The sequence below is a fragment of the Gilliamella sp. Nev6-6 genome (assembly GCF_001690605.1).
Classification (GTDB): domain Bacteria; phylum Pseudomonadota; class Gammaproteobacteria; order Enterobacterales; family Orbaceae; genus Gilliamella; species Gilliamella apicola_C.
Window position 1 is genome coordinate 53,295 of sequence record NZ_LZHP01000091.1, and the last position, 16,493, is coordinate 69,787.

Consider the following 16,493-nt stretch of genomic DNA (forward strand, 5'->3'; position numbering starts at 1 on the left):
ATGAATTAAAAAGATGAATGTAATGAACACTAATGAAACAAGCATAAACAAAGATTATAAAAATCAAGAAGCGAAAAAATCAAATTTGCATAATATTAAGCTTCCACCACATTCAATTGAGGCTGAACAAGCGGTGCTTGGTAGTTTAATGCTTGACAACCAACGTTGGGATTCAGTATCTGAAATGATTACTGAGCGTGATTTTTACTCGCGACATCATCAGCTTATTTTTTCTGAAATGCATACTTTGGTTGGTAAAGGAACGCCGATCGATTTAATTACGCTCTCGGAAAGCTTAGAGAGTAAGGATCTATTAACGGATGTAGGTGGCTTTGCTTATTTGGCTGAGCTTTCTAAAAACACACCAAGTGCAATTAATGTTGTTGCTTATAGTGATATTATTCGCCAACAAGCCATTTTGCGTGAGCTTATCAGTGCTTCTAACGAAATTGCTGATAACTGTTACGCTACTCAGGGTCGAGATAGCACTGAAATTTTAGACTTTGCAGAAAGTAAAATCTTTCAGATTGCCGAAAGCCGAACGAAACAAGGCGAAGGTCCTAAAAGCATTACCGAAGTATTAGAAGCCACTATCGCTAAAATTGAAGAGCTGTTCCAACGCCCACATGATGGCGTGACAGGTGTTTCAACGGGTTATATTGATTTAGACAAAAAAACAGCAGGTTTACAGCGTTCAGACTTAATTATTATTGCTGCTCGTCCATCAATGGGGAAAACCACTTTTGCCATGAACCTGTGCGAAAATGCCGCCTTAGAGCAAGAAAAGCCCGTATTAATATTCAGCTTAGAAATGCCATCAGAACAAATTATGATGCGTATGCTAGCTTCGCTTTCACGTGTTGACCAAACACGCATTCGAACAGGGCAATTACAAGACGATGACTGGGCAAGAATTTCAAGTACGATGGGATTATTACTTGAAAAGAAAAACATCTATATTGATGACTCATCGGGTTTAACGCCAATGGAACTTCGTTCACGAGCAAGGCGAATTTATCGCGAACACAAAGGGTTAAGTATGATCATGGTTGATTACTTACAACTTATGCGCGTACCGAATATATCTGAAAACCGAACGCTTGAAATTGCCGAAATATCACGTTCGTTAAAGGCCTTAGCCAAAGAACTACAAATTCCCGTTGTAGCATTATCACAGCTTAACCGTAGCTTAGAGCAACGTGCCGATAAACGACCAGTTAACTCAGACTTACGTGAATCAGGATCAATTGAACAAGATGCCGATGTGATTATGTTTATCTATCGTGATGAGGTTTATAATGAAGCATCTGAACATAAAGGCATTGCAGAAATCATTTTAGGAAAACAACGAAACGGTCCAATTGGTAAAGTACGATTAAAATTCCAAGGTCAATTTTCGCGTTTTGATAATTATGCTGATTCCAGTAAATATTTTGATGATGAATAACGATTAAACTTAATAAACATTAGGAGCAGCGTAAAAAATATAAAAGATATATTTTACGCTGTTATTTTTTGTTAAAACAACCACTTTAGAAACACGGTTAACGGTGAGTTTTTTTGCTAGCAATAAACTGATAAATTTGAGCAATCAAAAAAATAGTTGCTTGTAAAATAACAATGCAGGCACTGGTTGACGCATTAGCATAATAGCTTATTAAAGTACCCATAACGGTTGAAAATGCCGAAACCAATACGGCAACCATTAACATTCGTTCAAAGCGTTTTGTTAGCGAAAAAGCAATTATGCCTGGAGCGATTAGCATCGCAATCACTAAAATCATTCCAGCCACTTTCAGCGATCCTACAATAGTTAAAGCCAACACACTCAATAAACCATAATGCAGTAGCTTAACGGGCAGCCCAACAACTTTGGCTTGCACAGGATCGAAGCAGTAAAGCATGAGATCACGACGTTTAATAATAATTAAAATTGATACTATAACGGCAATGAAAATAATTTGTTTAAGTTCGTCATAACTCGTACCAAGCACATTACCGAATAAGATATGATTTAAATGTTGTGAAGTATCTACTTTTGAAAAAAGTACTAATCCAAAGGCAAACATGCCTGAAAAGACAATGCCCATGACGGTATCTTCTTTTATTCGGCTATTTTCCTTAATGTAACCGGTTGCAACCGAGCAAAATAAGCCCGAGGCAAAAGCGCCTATAATGATGGGAATGCCGGCTAAATAGGCTAGCACAATGCCGGGTAAAACGGCATGTGAAACCGCATCACCCATTAGTGACCAGCCTTTTAAAACCAAAAAACAAGAAAGCAGCGCACAAACTAGGCCCGTTGCTAATGAAGCTAAAATTGCGCGTTGAATAAGAGGAAGAGTAAGTGGATAATAAATAAATTCCCAACACTCAGTCATACCTTTTCCCCTTTGTTTAATCGACTTTGACGAATTTTGAGGCGGTTTACAATTAACCCTTGCTTTGGCGCAAATAGAAAGGCAGCAATAAAGATTAGCGTTTGCAATGTCACAATAACGCCACCAGTTTCACCATCTAAAAAGTAACTAATCCAAGCACCAACAGCACTCGTTATAGCACCAATGAAAACAGAAATCATCAATAATCGCGAAAACCGATTCGTCAGTAAATAAGCGGTTGCTCCTGGGGTGACAACCATGGCAATCACTAAAATTGCCCCAACAGTTTGTAATGCCGCAACAGTGCATGCGCTTAAAATAGTAAAAAATAGGATTTTAAGTTTTAAAGGTTTTAATCCAATTGATCTAGCATGGGTTTCATCAAAAAAAACCACTAATAAATCTTTCCAAAAAAGCAGTAACAAGACAAATGAAATTAAGATAATAATTTGGACTTGCCACATATCATTATCATCAATTCCAAGGATATTTCCAAATATAATGGTTTGAGCATTAACCGAGGTTGGGTTGAGCGAAATAATTAATAATCCAATCGCAAAAAAAGTTGAAAAAATAAAGCCAATAATGGCGTCTTCTTTTAATCGCGTAAAGGCACGAACTAAAGTAATGGCGAGCGCAGCAAGTAAACCAGTAAAAAAGGCACCAATTGAATAAGGCAAGCCCAGTGCATATGCGCCAGCCACACCTGGCACGACAGAATGGGAAAGCGCATCCCCCATTAGTGACCAACCTTTTAGCATCAAAAAAGCTGACAAAAAAGCACAAGCTGCACCAACAATACTGCTGACCCAAATGGCTTTAAGCATAAAGCCGTAGGTGAATGGTTCAAGTAAAAGTTCCATTTTATGTTACCTTTTTGATCTGTTTTGGGTATGATCAACCAGCAAATTTCGATGAGGTGAGTCGTGTTTTCCTTCCCCATAAAAAATTGCGGCACGTTCATCATCAGTTAGTATTGATACTTTACGAGGATCTTCATCTTCATGCAATTTATCGCCTGACAAGCTAAGATAACGCAATGCACCACCAAAAGTGGTCATTAAATTTTGTGGTGTAAAAGTGGTTTTCGTTGGACCAAAAGCCAAAACAGTTTGGTTAATTAATACCACTTGATCACAAAATTCAGGCACACTACCTAAGTTATGGGTTGAAACTAAAATTAAATGACCTTCTTTACGCAGATCTTTCAAAAGATCAATAATGGCATTTTCAGTTTTAACATCAACGCCAGTAAAAGGCTCGTCTAGCAATAGTACTTTGCCTTGTTGCGCTAAGGCGCGCGCTAAAAAAACGCGTTTTTTTTGTCCGCCAGAAAGTTCGCCAATTTGCCGATGTTTAAAATCCAACATATTAACTTTTTCAAGTGCCATATTGACTTGCTTTTGGTCTTCTTTACTTGGAATACGTAAAAAAGACATATGGCCGTATCGTCCCATCATCACCACGTCAAAAACTAACACAGGAAAATCCCAATCGACTTCTTCGGTTTGTGGCACATAGGCAATAATATTTTGCTTTAAGGCTTGTTTTACGGGGATATCATTAAAAGTTACCTTACCTCGGGTTGGGCGAACCATTCCCATAATACTTTTAAATAAAGTCGACTTGCCACTACCATTAACGCCGACTAAAGCACAGATAGTACCGCCATTTAAGCAAAAACTGGCATCATAAATTGCGGTGTGACCATTATTATAAGTCACGGTGATATCATCAACATTTAAGCAAATTTGAGTCATTATTGTTCGAATCCTTTAGCGATAGTTTCAACAGTCACTTTTAACAAATCAATATAAGTTGGCACGGGACCATTTTGTGTGGAAAGTGAATCAACATATAAAACTCCGCCATATTTAGCGCCAGTCTCTTTACTCACTTGTTTGGCAGGTTTGTCGGAAATGGTGCTTTCACTAAATATAACAGGAATACTATTTTTTCGTACAAGATCGATCAGGTTTTTAACTTGCTTTGGTGTGCCTTGTTGTTCTGCATTAATTGGCCATAAGTAAGCCTCTTTCAAATGATAATCTCTGGCTAAATAACTAAACGCGCCTTCACTTGTCACCAACCAACGTTTGCTTTCAGGGATCTTCGCTAAACGTTTACGCAGTGGGGCATCAAGTGCTTTAATTTTGGCAATATAATCAGCAGCATTTTTATTATAAATTTCTGCATTTTTAGGATCATATTTAACAAACGCAGCACGAATATTTTCAATATAGGTTAATGCAAGCGTCGGTGACATCCAAGCATGAGGGTTTGGATTCCCTTTATAACTACCTTCTTGAATTGGCATGGGCTCAATGCCCTCAGTGACGATAACTGACGGAACATGTTTTACATCTTCAAAAAAACGCTTAAACCATAGTTCTAAATTTAGCCCATTCCATAAAACTAAATCGGCTGAAAGCACTTTGGTAATATCTTGAGGTGTGGGATCGTATTCATGGATTTCAGCCCCTACTTTGGTAATAGATTCAACTATAGCTGCATCCCCAGCGATATTTTGTGCGATATCTTGAATAATGGTAAAGGTGGTAACCGCTTTGAATTTTTTTTCTTCTGCGTGAGCCGATTTAGACAGAGTGAGCAAAGCGATAAATGAAGTTAAAACAACCTTTAATAATGTTGTCTGTTTTTTCGATAACTTGAACTTCATTAGCGACTCCTTGGGATTAACAAATAATAAAATTGTCTAATTTTGTAAAAGTGATTCGTAAATCAAGAGCATTTTTAGTATTTGAATTAGTTGTATTACAAAACAAACATTAATGATAATTATTATCATTAACAAATGGAAGTCAAATTTTTAAAAAATCCACAGTACTTATCGTCATTGATTACTTATAGAGCTATATTACTCGTTCATTCTATATAAAACTTAATTAAATAGTAGATACTTCCATCTATTTAAATAATAGCTAGAGCAAAAGATATAATTGATTAAATCACAACAATGTTGCTTTATTGAGCATATCGAAAGGTATATTATTAAAAGAACCTTTGTTGTTATACCTTACCTTATTTTTAAAATCAAGCGAGGGGTTAGTATGAAATTACGTAAAGTGATGATTATCGGTGTGGGGAATGTGGGCTCAACCACTGCTTATACCTTTGTTAACCGAGGCATTTGTGAAGAAATTGCGCTTGTTGATCTCAATAAAGAGTTAGCCTATGGGCATGCGCAGGATTTGTTAGATGCTGCGGCTTATCGACAAAATATGGTTAAAGTGAGTTTGCGTGAATCAACGGATTGTGCTGATATTGATATCGCAATTATTACTGTTACATCAGGCATTGCGCAAAAAAGTCGATCCGAAGAACTCGCTGGCACCTCCAAAATTGTTGCCAGTATCGTGCCTAATATGATGAAAAACGGCTTTAAAGGTATTTTTGTCATTGCGACTAACCCTTGTGATGCCATAACCTATCAAGTTTGGAAACTCTCTGGCTTACCACGCCACCGCGTGATTGGCACTGGGGTGTGGCTTGATACGGTGCGATTGCGTCGCTTATTGGGCGAACAAATGGATATTGGTCCGCAAAGCATCGACGCATTTATTGTTGGTGAACATGGTGATTCACAATTTCCGGTCTGGTCACATTCATCCGTTTATGGAATAAACCTTAATCATCTAGAAAAAAATAAAATTGATTTTGCAGCAATAGGAACGCAAGCAAGAAAAATGGGGTTTGAAATTGCTAACCGAAAGCACTGTACTGAATATGGTATTGCTAGCACCATCACCGAAATTTGCCAGCACATATTCACTAATAGCCACCGTGCATTAGCACTTAGCTGTGTTTTAAATGGAGAATATGGTTATAAAAATGTCGCTATTGGTGTGCCTGCTATTTTAGATCAGCATGGAATAAAAAAAGTCATTGAACTTGATTTTACTGACAACGAAAAACAACTCTTTGAAAAAAGTATCAATATTGTAAAAGGGTATATTGATCATATCAAATTACCGTAGCAGCACTTATTTTTATTATTGCTCAATTAGAGTACTTGCTTATCGTCATCCATTCGTAGCGAAATTCTCATTCACGCCACGAATAGGAGGGAATTGTGATCATAAAATAAATAGATTTAGATCATAATGACTAATCTTTTAAGATGATGTTAAGTTGGTTTTCAAGTTTGTAGTATTCAGCATCACTTAAAAAGTGATAATGAGTATTTCTAATATAGTGAGCAATCTTTTTATAGGTATCCAGGTTTTCGGATACTGGATAACAAGCAATATAATCATTAAACGCTGCAACATCAGCAATATCTGCAAGCTGTGTTTTTATAAGTTGGTTTAAATAGTTTTTAAGGTCAAGGGTTTGGCAGTTTGGCGCATGTTCTTCTCGCCAAAATTGATTGTTTTTAAACTGGTAAGTTAAATTTATATCTTTTTCACGATGATAATTATTATCCTTAACATCAATAAAATACGGCAATGAATAATGGCTTTTTATATAGACATGAAATAAATTATCGAGAGCTAAAGCCGAATACAAAAACATATGATCTTCATGCCCAGTTTTCCCAGTTAAAATAAGCTCATCTAAATATTTTCCATTTTCATCAAAAGCATTTAATATAGTCAAATCTTCCATAATTCCTTCACCTTCACTATCAAAGGTAAAGCGATAGATCACAAATCGAATATTATCAATTTCAAAGCGTCCAATAGCGGTAAGCTTTTCTAAAGTAAAATAACGTCGTTCCTTATCAGAAGAATTATCATAATAACGATAATCTTCGTCATTAAAATGAAAAAACTTGCTATCTACAAATTTACCTTTCGCCAAAGCATGAGTATCAAATGGTAAGGTTAAGATGGGTAAACTTTGGTAAAAATCATCAAAAGTATCAAAGTGCTCTCTATGTTTATATTGAGATGATGCTTTTTGGGTATCGGCTAAAGAATAATGAGCATTAAACCAGTTAAATAACAATAGTGCTAATAACAATATTAATTTTTGCATGGCAAACGGTTTTCCAAGTTAATTTTTTTACCCGCAGGATATTACACGGTTTTTCTTATTTTAATATTGATTATATCAATGACTTGCATAATATAGCGTTAATAAAAGCAATTGCAAGCAGTGTATAACGTATAACCATTGATTGACATTGGGCAAGTGGTGCTTTCAATGTAAGCAGCATATTATGGTAAGCCTAGCGGAAAGTAGTGTTGATTCTCGCTGGAATGATGGCAATGGGTATTCCATATGTACCTAACCCTAACGTTGAGTATTGATAAAATACCCTAAGTTTGCAAAAAGTAATATAAAGTGAGTTTAAGTCAAGCAAGTAAAGCATCCTGTAGTAAGGTGGCGATTGAATTATGCTCCTTTAGTTAAAGGCTTTTGTAATAGCAATAAAAACGATTTTTAATCAAGAAGTTAACTTTAGTACTATGGATAAAAATCACGTTAAAAACACCAAGAAAAAAATTCAATAAAATCAATGGGTTTTCTGAACTGTTTTTAAATACAAAAATATGCTTATTTCTAAAGCGTCTAACCTTTATAAATCTTAGCAAAAAAGTAGCGGTGCTATTAATTAACATTAAGCAAGTAAAAAGCTGCTAGCCGCTATATAGCAATTATTTCGATAAATTATATGACCCATATCACATAAATTATAAAAAAAGATTTGTTGGATACTAAATCAATATAATATCTATTGAATAGGTAAAGAAAAGGAAGGAATATTGTTATGAATAAAAGTAAATTAAAATTTGCCGCGATTATAAGTGGTATAATGCTCAGTACTTCAACGGCTTTTGCTGCACTTGATGATGTAAAACAATTAAAGATGATTAGCTATAATGCCTATAATGGCATGCAATTAGATCAATCAGAAGGAAAACAAAAGTTTATTCAATGGGCAAAAGCACAAGATGCCGATATTATTGCTTGGCAAGAAATGAATTTTTTTACTCGTGAAAAGCTTGAGAAATTTGCTGCCAGTTATGGACATAAATATGCTGTATTATTGAAAGAATCCCCCAAGGATGCTGCATTTTTCCCTGTTGCAATTACATCAAAATACCCAATTATTAATGTAAATAAAGTGATTGATAATATGTGGCATGGTGCTTTATATGCTGATATTGGCAAATATCATTTTGTTGTTACGCATATGAACCCATTTTGGACAGCAAAAAGAATAGATGAAATAAATCTTATTATTGATTCAATAAAATATAGCCATGATCCTCATGGCAAATGGATTATAGCGGGAGATTTAAATTCATTTTCACCTGCGGATAAAACCGAATATGACAAAAGTAATTTGCTTGAAGATATAAAAGAAAAACAAAAAAAGCGCCCAATTTTAGAAAACCTAGTTGATGGTCAGTTAAGTTATACCGTTCAGCAAAATCTTTTAGATGCTGGGTTTATTGATGCTTTGAAGTTAAAAAATAAAAATTTTGTTGCTACCGCGCCAACTAAAGTGTTTTATGATCAAGCATCAACACCATTACGCTATGATTATATTTATATTTCACCAATGCTTAAAAATGATGTCATGGATGTAAAAGTGTTAAAAGATGAGTTTACCGATAACTATTCTGATCACTACCCAGTACAAATGATTATAAAAAATAATTAGTTTTACATTGACCTTAACATAAAACTTTTTAATATAGTGCCGTTTTTTAGCTATCTTATTTTTGCTTATTGAACAATAACGAGCTTAGTTGTTTTGCCTTTATTTTAGCGAATAGCTTTGGCTAAATCACTATCCGACCTGATGGGGGGATAGTGATTATTGATTTTAATCTTGATTGATCAAAAATAGCTTAAGTGATGGATTATGCGTTTCGTTGTGAAAGCCATAACCCAGCTCGGCTAGGTGTTGATTGAATTGGTTAATGGTTGATTCGTCGATTTCGAATGCAGCAAGCACACGTCCGTAATCGGTGCCATGGCTACGATAATGGAACATTGAGATATTCCAATTGGTACCTAGCATTTGTAAAAATTTAAGTAATGCACCTTGTGATTCTGGAAATTCAAAACTGTAAACTTGCTCTTGAATAGGCTTGCAAGGTTTGCCACCAATCATGTAGCGCACATGTAGTTTTGCCATCTCATCTTCGGTTAAATCTACAACGGCATAATTTGCTGCAGTTAATTCTTGTATGATTTCGTCCTTTTCATTGCTTTGGGCAATTTTTACACCAACAAAAACACAAGCCGATTGGTCATCGTGATAGCGGTAATTAAATTCGGTTACCACCCGCCCACCTAGTAATTGGCAAAATTTTAAAAAACTGCCTTTCTTTTCGGGAATGGTGACTGCGAAAAGCGCTTCTCGTTTTTCACCTAGCTCACAACGCTCTGATACATAACGTAAATTGTGGAAGTTTAAATTAGCACCAGATAGTATATGCGCAAGGTTTTCACCACAGATGTTATGTTGATCTACATATTTTTTTAAACCAGCAAGAGCCACAGCGCCAGAGGGCTCGGCGATTGCCCGCACGTCATCAAATAAGTCTTTAACAGCAGCGCAAATTTCATCACTATCAACGGTGATGATGTCATCAATATATTGTTGACAAAGTCTAAATGTTTCATCGCCAATTCGTTTAACAGCGACACCTTCAGCAAATAGCCCAACACGTCTTAAATCAACGGGCTTACCTGCATCAAGTGCGGCCTTTAAGCAAGCGGCATCGGCTGGCTCAACGGCGATGACTTTTATTGTTGGCATGATTTGTTTAATTAATACCGCAATACCAGCAGCAAGCCCTCCACCGCCAACAGGTACAAAGATGCGATCAAGTTTAGCATTTTGTTGTAATAACTCCATGGCTATACTGCCTTGTCCTGCAATGACGAGTGGATGATCAAATGGTGGAATAAAAATGCGGTTTTGTTGGTTGGCAAGCTCCATTGCTTTGGTTTTGGCTTCGTCAAAATTGGCACCATAAAGGAGTACTTCACCACCAAAACTTTTAACGGCCTCGACTTTTATATCGGCGGTGGTTAATGGCATTACGATTAATGAATTTATACCAAGCTTACTTGCCGAAAATGCAACGCCTTGAGCATGATTACCTGCTGATGCAGCAATAACACCGCATTGGCGTTCTTCTTCGCTCAGGCTAGTTATCATGGCTTGGGCGCCACGAATTTTAAAGCTGTGGACTAATTGGCGATCTTCTCGTTTTACAAAAATTTGGTTTTTTAATCTGGTTGAGATTTTTTCCATTTTTTCAAGAGGCGTGACATCGGCCACATCGTATACGGCGCTACATAGTGTTGCTTTTAAGTAATCGGCACCAGTGAGCTTGTTGTTGTGTTGTTTCATATTAACCCCCTAGTTTGCTTTTATCACGAACAGCGCCTTTATCGGCACTCGTCGCTAAACTGGCGTAAGCTTTAAGCGCGTATGATACATAGCGATTGCGGTTATGCGGAGTAAAGGCTTTGTCGCCACGGGCAAGTTCGGCTACGCGACGGCGCTCAAGTTCATCAGCAGGCACATCTAATACTAATTTGCGATTTGGGATATCAATATCAATCATGTCGCCATCTCGTACCAGAGCGATTAATCCACCATTTGCCGCTTCTGGCGAGATATGACCAATGGATAAGCCCGATGAACCACCCGAAAATCTGCCATCGGTAATTAGCGCACAGGATTTGCCAAGCCCCATTGATTTTAAGTAGCTTGTTGGGTAGAGCATTTCTTGCATACCAGGTCCCCCTTTTGGACCTTCGTAAATAATGACAACCACATCGCCAGCTACGACTTTACCACCTAAAATCGCATCGACGGCGTCTTCTTGGCTTTCAAACACTTTTGCTGGTCCTTTAAAAACGAGATTTTCAGCGGCAACCCCTGCGGTTTTTACAATAGCGCCATCAAGCGCAACGTTACCATAGAGCGTGGCAAGCCCGCCATCTTGGCTATAGGCATGTGCTTTGTTACGAATGCAACCATTTTGGCGATCATCATCAAGCGCATCCCAGTAGCAATCTTGTGAAAATGCTTTGGTGGTTCGAATGCCAGCAGGTCCACTACGATACATTTTTTTTATGGATTCATCGGTGGTTTGTGTGATGTCATATTTAGCAAAAGTTTCCTCTAACGAAAGCCCAAGTACATTATGAACATTACGGTTGAGTAACCCGGCTTTGTTTAATTCTGACATAATAGCTACAACGCCACCCGCACGGTGCACATCTTCCATATGATATAATTGCGTGCTTGGTGCCACTTTACATAAGTGAGGGACTTTGCGTGATAGTCTGTCAATGTCAGACATGGTAAAGTCAATTTCGCCTTCTTGCGCAGTTGCCAATAAATGTAATACTGTATTGGTTGAACCGCCCATGGCTATGTCAAGTGACATGGCGTTTTCGTATGCGGCTTTGGTGGCAATGGAACGAGGAAGATAAGATTCATCATCTTGTTCATAATAACGTTTGGTGATTTCAACAATACGTTTAGCTGCGTTTAAAAAGAGTTGCTCACGTTGTTTGTGTGTCGCAACCAGCGAGCCATTACCAGGTAGTGAAAGCCCTAAAGCTTCGGTTAAGCAGTTCATGGAATTGGCGGTAAACATGCCGGAGCAAGAGCCACAGGTAGGGCAGGCTGACTCTTCAATGGCTTTGCTATCCTCATCGCTAACATTGGGATTGGCACTTTGGATCATGGCATCGACTAAGTCTAATTTGATGATTTGGTCAGATAATTTGGTTTTACCAGCCTCCATTGGTCCACCTGATACAAATACCGTTGGAATATTTAAGCGAAGTGAGGCCATTAACATACCCGGCGTGATTTTGTCGCAGTTTGAAATGCAGATCATGGCGTCAGCACAATGTGCGTTAACCATATATTCCACTGAATCAGCAATCAGTTCCCGTGATGGTAAGGAGTAAAGCATCCCACCATGCCCCATAGCGATGCCATCATCAACGGCAATAGTATTAAATTCTTTGGCAATGCCACCAGATGCTTCAATTTGCTTGGCGACCAGTTGTCCAATATCTTTTAAATGGACATGCCCAGGTACAAATTGTGTGAATGAGTTAACCACCGCAATGATGGGTTTACCAAAGTCTTCATTTTTAACGCCAGTTGCACGCCATAATGCGCGGGCGCCAGCCATATTTCGACCTTCGACCGAGGTTGCTGAACGATATTTAGGCATTTCTTGCTCCCAATTTTTATGCAAGTAACCGTGTGTAACGGTTTATAGTTCTTTAAAATCTATCATCAAGTTAACAGCTATCCGCCAAATGAATTGGCGGATTTTGTTTTTATAGTTTATTTAATTGGATCTAACCAACCGTATTTATCTTCAGTGCTACCATTAAATAACCCAAAAAATGCTTGTTGAATTTGTTTGGTAATTGGACCACAACGACCAATGCCAATTTGAATGCGGTCAACACTGCGCACAGGGGTGATTTCGGCAGCAGTACCTGTCATAAACACTTCGTCGGCTAGATAAAGTGATTCACGTGATAGTATTTGTTCGCGAACTTCAATACCAATATCACGTGCTAGCGTTAATACCGCGTCGCGCGTAATACCCGGTAGTGCTGAAGATGATAAAACAGGCGTATATAAAATACCGTCTTTAATAATAAATAGGTTTTCACCAGCCCCCTCAGATAAGTGACCATGCACATCTAATGCAATACCTTCTTGGAAGCCATTAGCGCGCGCTTCTGAGCCGATTAATAATGATGATAAATAGTTACCACCTGCTTTAGCGGCTGCTGGAATGGTATTTGATGCAACACGATTCCAAGAAGATACCATAGCATCAATACCTTGATCTAATGCTTCTTCACCTAAATAGGCGCCCCATGGAAATGCGGCAATCATAACATCAGTTTTATAGCCAGCAGGTGGGTTAACGCCCATGCCTACATCACCAATAAATACGAGTGGGCGAATGTAAGCGCTTTCTAAATTGTTTTTCTTGATGACTTGGCGAGTCGCTTCCATGATTTCTTCAAGTGAATAAGGAACAGGAAAACGATAAATTTTGGCTGAATTTAATAATCTTTGTGCGTGTTCTTTATGACGAAATATTGCAGGTCCTTTATGTGTATTATAACAACGAACACCTTCAAATACCGATGTACCATAATGTAAGGCATGCGACATCACATGTACTTTGGCGTCTGCCCATGGAACCATTTCACCATTTAACCAAATATAATCAGATTTTGTTGTCGAACTCATTGTGTTTTCCTCTTCAATTTTACTATTTGATAAGCATGTATTTTGCTTTAGATATTTTTGCTTTAACGGTCAAGCATTATACTATACTTTTTTGTTTATTTAACGGCTAAAATGTTTGCTGCTTTATTTTAACTTATTGTTTAGTAATAAGTTGTTGTTGAAAGCTTTTATTCAATCGTTATCACATCCTCTAATTTTTCGACTTGCTTTTGTAATGTCGAAAGCCATCTTTCAGTTGTTAAAGTGATGTTTAGAATCAATAGGTTATTTTCAATAGTTTGCATTTGCATTGATGTAATGTGCCCACCACGATGACGGAGCACCCGTAATATACGCTCAAGCGATCCCAATTTGTCATAAGCTTTTATGGTCAATTGATGTTGTATTTGTTCGTTCATCACTTACTCCTTACCACTTTTATCTAACATGTTTTCGTTAGCCGCTCCTGGTGGTACTAAAGGCCATACGTTTTCTAATTCGTCTATGCATACATGCAAAAGGTAAGCACCGGTTGAATTGAACAAGTTATCAAGTGCTGTATTGATTTGTGATTTTTTACTGATACTTTGCCCCGGTATGTCAAACGCTTTGGCTAACATTAAAAAGTCTGGATTGTCTGATAAATTGGTTTCACTATATCTTTCGTTAAAAAATAACTCTTGCCACTGGCGAACCATGCCTAAGCGTTGGTTATCAATTAATACAATTTTTATTGGTAATTTTTTACGTTTAATCGTGGTTAATTCTTGGACATTCATCATAAAAGATCCATCACCTGATACGCAAATCACACAATCAGTTGGTCTTGCCATTTGTGCGCCAACTGCCGCAGGTAAACCAAAGCCCATTGTGCCAAGCCCACTTGATGTAATAAAGTTTTGTGGATGATTAAAACGCATATGCTGGGCTGTCCACATTTGGTGTTGCCCAACATCTGTTGTGATAATGGTGTTGGCCAATTTACGTTCCGAAATCATTTTTAATAATGTTGGGGCGTAAATAGCTTCACCTGGGTGATCGTAACGAGTTGGGTGTTGAGCTTTTAGTTCTTCAATCTTTTGGTGCCAAGCCTGTATCGATACGCTTTGATTAAGCAATGGTAATACCTGCTTTATGTCACCTTGTAATCCTAAGTGGCTTTGGCGTAATTTATTGATTTCGGCTTGATCAATATCGATATGAAGCACTTTAGCATGCCGCGCAAATTCATTAAGATTACCAGTCACCCTGTCATCAAATCGAACGCCTAGGGCAATTAATAAATCGCACTCTTGCACTGCTAAGTTCGCCGCTTTAGCTCCGTGCATACCAATTAATCCTAAATAATAAGGATTATTAATATCCGCAACACCAAGCCCTTTTAATGTTGATACACTTGGGATTTGTGTAAACGTCATAAAGTCTCTTAGCTCAGATATTGCACCAGACAGCCCAACACCGCCACCAATGTAAAGTACTGGCTTTTTGGCTTGGACAATCATTTCTTTAGCGTGTTTTATATCACTAGGCCAGATTGGGTATAGTTGAGTTTTATCTTGAGTGGTTTTTAATGAGTATGGTGTTAAATATTGTTGATAGTCAAGGTTGGTAAGCTGTATATCTTTGGGAATATCAATCAATATTGGCCCAGGCCTGCCTGAGCAGGCTAAATTAAACGCCTGTTCTAAGGTATTTGGTAAGTCTTTGGCGTCGTCAATTAAGTAACTGTGCTTGGTGCAGGCTAGCGATAATCCTAAAACATCAACTTCTTGAAAGGCATCGGTGCCAATTAATTTGGTCGGTACTTGTCCTGTTATAGCAACAACAGGAACCGAATCAATTAAGGCATCAGCAAGACCTGTAATGATGTTAGTTGCACCAGGTCCCGATGTAGCGATGCAAACCCCGATTTTGCCAGTTGCACGCGCATAGCCAATGGCGGCCATAGCAGCTCCTTGCTCATGCCGACACAGTACATGTTCAATGCCGCCATCATAAAGTGCATCGTAAAGAGGCATAATTTGTCCACCAGGATACCCAAAAACGGTGGTTACGCCTTTTTCTTTTAAGGTTTTTACTATCCACTGTGTTCCTAACATTTATTCCTCACTTGTGCTTTTTTTGTTCAGTTGTTATTCATAAAAAAACCCCCGCTTTTGGGGAGCGGGGGTTTTTGAGTTATGTACGAACATATTTTTAATTCAAAAAACGCCCCCGCGTTGGAATAATGACCACGCTGACAATAATAATGTTGATGAGGACGAGTTTGAGTGAAAATTTCATAATGTTGTATAATTAACTTTTTTGGTCATTTTTAAAAACTATTTCTAACAAAATACTCGTTTTAAAAAAAAGTGCAACAGTTTTTTTAGCTTTTGTAATATGAAATGAAGAATTGATAAAAAAGTTTCAGTATTGAAAACAGCGATAGAGTAAAAGCGCTAAAAACATTTTCTTGATGGTGTTAACTATTGCTACGATATTAATTATAATAAAATCATTATAATTTAATTTAAATCAATTTGTTATCAATAAAAATAATTTGCTGTACTAAGCCTGTTATCACTAGCTTAATATATCGTAATTTGCTACACTTAATCAGGTGCAAGATTATGCAGCATTTATGGCTTTGGTATTAATGCTTTTATTGACCTCCACCAAGCCAATCATGGAAAGTCACCTTTTATCATTTAGTCGCCTAAAATTTTTATTCATTTAGTTTTTATGCATTTTGTTTTTATGCATTTAGTTTAAAAGTTTGGAGCAATGATATTGAGAAATACTATTAAGCTTTAAGAAATAAATATTCTAATTTTTTAGTATCGGTAAATATAATTTATTGAATTAGTTAGGTATTTTAAAGATATAAAATATGCTTAGCAATAGGATTT

General features: G+C 37.4%; 13 protein-coding genes. 3 read left to right on the forward strand and 10 right to left on the reverse strand.

Going from position 1 to position 16,493, the window contains the following annotated elements:
* Positions 1-22: 22 nt before the first annotated feature.
* The gene (gene dnaB / locus A9G42_RS11575; protein ID WP_065653520.1) at positions 23-1,447 is read left to right on the forward strand and encodes a replicative DNA helicase; all 1,425 of its coding nucleotides are present in this window, start codon (positions 23-25) and stop codon (positions 1,445-1,447) included.
* Positions 1,448-1,544: 97 nt separating this feature from the next.
* On the opposite strand, the gene A9G42_RS11580 is transcribed toward dnaB, so the two are convergent.
* From A9G42_RS11580 to A9G42_RS11595, 4 genes are read right to left on the reverse strand one after another with little or no spacing between them, the layout of a single operon-like run.
* The gene (locus A9G42_RS11580; protein ID WP_065653498.1) at positions 1,545-2,381 is read right to left on the reverse strand and encodes a metal ABC transporter permease; all 837 of its coding nucleotides are present in this window, start codon (positions 2,379-2,381) and stop codon (positions 1,545-1,547) included.
* On the reverse strand, positions 2,378-3,244 hold the full coding sequence (locus A9G42_RS11585; RefSeq protein ID WP_065566711.1) for a metal ABC transporter permease: 867 nt from the start codon (positions 3,242-3,244) through the stop codon (positions 2,378-2,380). The genes A9G42_RS11580 and A9G42_RS11585 overlap by 4 nt, the downstream gene beginning before the upstream one ends.
* Positions 3,245-3,250: 6 nt before the next feature.
* Complete coding sequence (locus tag A9G42_RS11590) at positions 3,251-4,141, reverse strand: manganese/iron ABC transporter ATP-binding protein (protein WP_065653499.1); 891 nt, start codon at positions 4,139-4,141, stop codon at positions 3,251-3,253.
* Positions 4,141-5,061 (reverse strand): metal ABC transporter substrate-binding protein, encoded by a 921-nt coding sequence (locus A9G42_RS11595; protein ID WP_065653500.1) that lies wholly within the window; start codon positions 5,059-5,061, stop codon positions 4,141-4,143. Before A9G42_RS11595 ends, A9G42_RS11590 begins: the two co-directional genes overlap by 1 nt.
* Positions 5,062-5,452: 391 nt before the next feature.
* Here A9G42_RS11595 and A9G42_RS11600 point away from each other — a divergent pair, with 391 nt between their 5' ends.
* Positions 5,453-6,379 (forward strand): L-lactate dehydrogenase, encoded by a 927-nt coding sequence (locus A9G42_RS11600; RefSeq protein ID WP_065581958.1) that lies wholly within the window; start codon positions 5,453-5,455, stop codon positions 6,377-6,379.
* Positions 6,380-6,509: 130 nt separating this feature from the next.
* Here the strand turns inward: A9G42_RS11600 and A9G42_RS11605 are convergent, their stop codons facing one another.
* Positions 6,510-7,382, reverse strand: coding sequence for a hypothetical protein (locus A9G42_RS11605; protein ID WP_065653501.1), 873 nt, complete (start codon positions 7,380-7,382; stop codon positions 6,510-6,512).
* A 736-nt stretch (positions 7,383-8,118) separates the two neighbouring features.
* On the opposite strand from A9G42_RS11605, the gene A9G42_RS11610 reads away from it, so the two are divergent.
* Positions 8,119-9,018, forward strand: coding sequence for an endonuclease/exonuclease/phosphatase family protein (locus A9G42_RS11610; RefSeq protein ID WP_081302137.1), 900 nt, complete (start codon positions 8,119-8,121; stop codon positions 9,016-9,018).
* A gap of 165 nt (positions 9,019-9,183) precedes the next feature.
* Here the strand turns inward: A9G42_RS11610 and ilvA are convergent, their stop codons facing one another.
* The 5 genes from ilvA to ilvG form a co-directional block, all read right to left on the reverse strand.
* Complete coding sequence (ilvA, locus tag A9G42_RS11615) at positions 9,184-10,725, reverse strand: threonine ammonia-lyase, biosynthetic (protein ID WP_065653502.1); 1,542 nt, start codon at positions 10,723-10,725, stop codon at positions 9,184-9,186.
* Between the two features lies 1 nt (position 10,726).
* Positions 10,727-12,577, reverse strand: coding sequence for a dihydroxy-acid dehydratase (ilvD, locus tag A9G42_RS11620; RefSeq protein ID WP_065653503.1), 1,851 nt, complete (start codon positions 12,575-12,577; stop codon positions 10,727-10,729).
* Between the two features lie 116 nt (positions 12,578-12,693).
* The gene (locus tag A9G42_RS11625; protein ID WP_065581962.1) at positions 12,694-13,623 is read right to left on the reverse strand and encodes a branched-chain amino acid transaminase; all 930 of its coding nucleotides are present in this window, start codon (positions 13,621-13,623) and stop codon (positions 12,694-12,696) included.
* A 167-nt stretch (positions 13,624-13,790) separates the two neighbouring features.
* Complete coding sequence (gene ilvM / locus A9G42_RS11630; protein ID WP_065581963.1) at positions 13,791-14,021, reverse strand: acetolactate synthase 2 small subunit; 231 nt, start codon at positions 14,019-14,021, stop codon at positions 13,791-13,793.
* 3 nt (positions 14,022-14,024) lie between these two features.
* Complete coding sequence (gene ilvG, locus A9G42_RS11635; RefSeq protein WP_065653504.1) at positions 14,025-15,701, reverse strand: acetolactate synthase 2 catalytic subunit; 1,677 nt, start codon at positions 15,699-15,701, stop codon at positions 14,025-14,027.
* Positions 15,702-16,493 lie beyond the last annotated feature (792 nt).

What these genes read in the sequence shown, in the direction of transcription:
- A9G42_RS11600 (WP_065581958.1), top strand. Translation starts at nt 5,453, where the DNA reads ATGAAATTACGTAAAGTGATGATTATCGGTGTGGGGAATGTGGGCTCA.
- dnaB (WP_065653520.1), top strand. Translation starts at nt 23, where the DNA reads ATGAACACTAATGAAACAAGCATAAACAAAGATTATAAAAATCAAGAA.
- A9G42_RS11605 (WP_065653501.1), bottom strand. Translation starts at nt 7,382, where the DNA reads ATGCAAAAATTAATATTGTTATTAGCACTATTGTTATTTAACTGGTTT.
- A9G42_RS11585 (WP_065566711.1), bottom strand. Translation starts at nt 3,244, where the DNA reads ATGGAACTTTTACTTGAACCATTCACCTACGGCTTTATGCTTAAAGCC.
- ilvG (WP_065653504.1), bottom strand. Translation starts at nt 15,701, where the DNA reads ATGTTAGGAACACAGTGGATAGTAAAAACCTTAAAAGAAAAAGGCGTA.
- A9G42_RS11625 (WP_065581962.1), bottom strand. Translation starts at nt 13,623, where the DNA reads ATGAGTTCGACAACAAAATCTGATTATATTTGGTTAAATGGTGAAATG.
- A9G42_RS11610 (WP_081302137.1), top strand. Translation starts at nt 8,119, where the DNA reads ATGAATAAAAGTAAATTAAAATTTGCCGCGATTATAAGTGGTATAATG.
- ilvD (WP_065653503.1), bottom strand. Translation starts at nt 12,577, where the DNA reads ATGCCTAAATATCGTTCAGCAACCTCGGTCGAAGGTCGAAATATGGCT.
- A9G42_RS11595 (WP_065653500.1), bottom strand. Translation starts at nt 5,061, where the DNA reads ATGAAGTTCAAGTTATCGAAAAAACAGACAACATTATTAAAGGTTGTT.
- A9G42_RS11580 (WP_065653498.1), bottom strand. Translation starts at nt 2,381, where the DNA reads ATGACTGAGTGTTGGGAATTTATTTATTATCCACTTACTCTTCCTCTT.
- ilvA (WP_065653502.1), bottom strand. Translation starts at nt 10,725, where the DNA reads ATGAAACAACACAACAACAAGCTCACTGGTGCCGATTACTTAAAAGCA.
- ilvM (WP_065581963.1), bottom strand. Translation starts at nt 14,021, where the DNA reads ATGAACGAACAAATACAACATCAATTGACCATAAAAGCTTATGACAAA.
- A9G42_RS11590 (WP_065653499.1), bottom strand. Translation starts at nt 4,141, where the DNA reads ATGACTCAAATTTGCTTAAATGTTGATGATATCACCGTGACTTATAAT.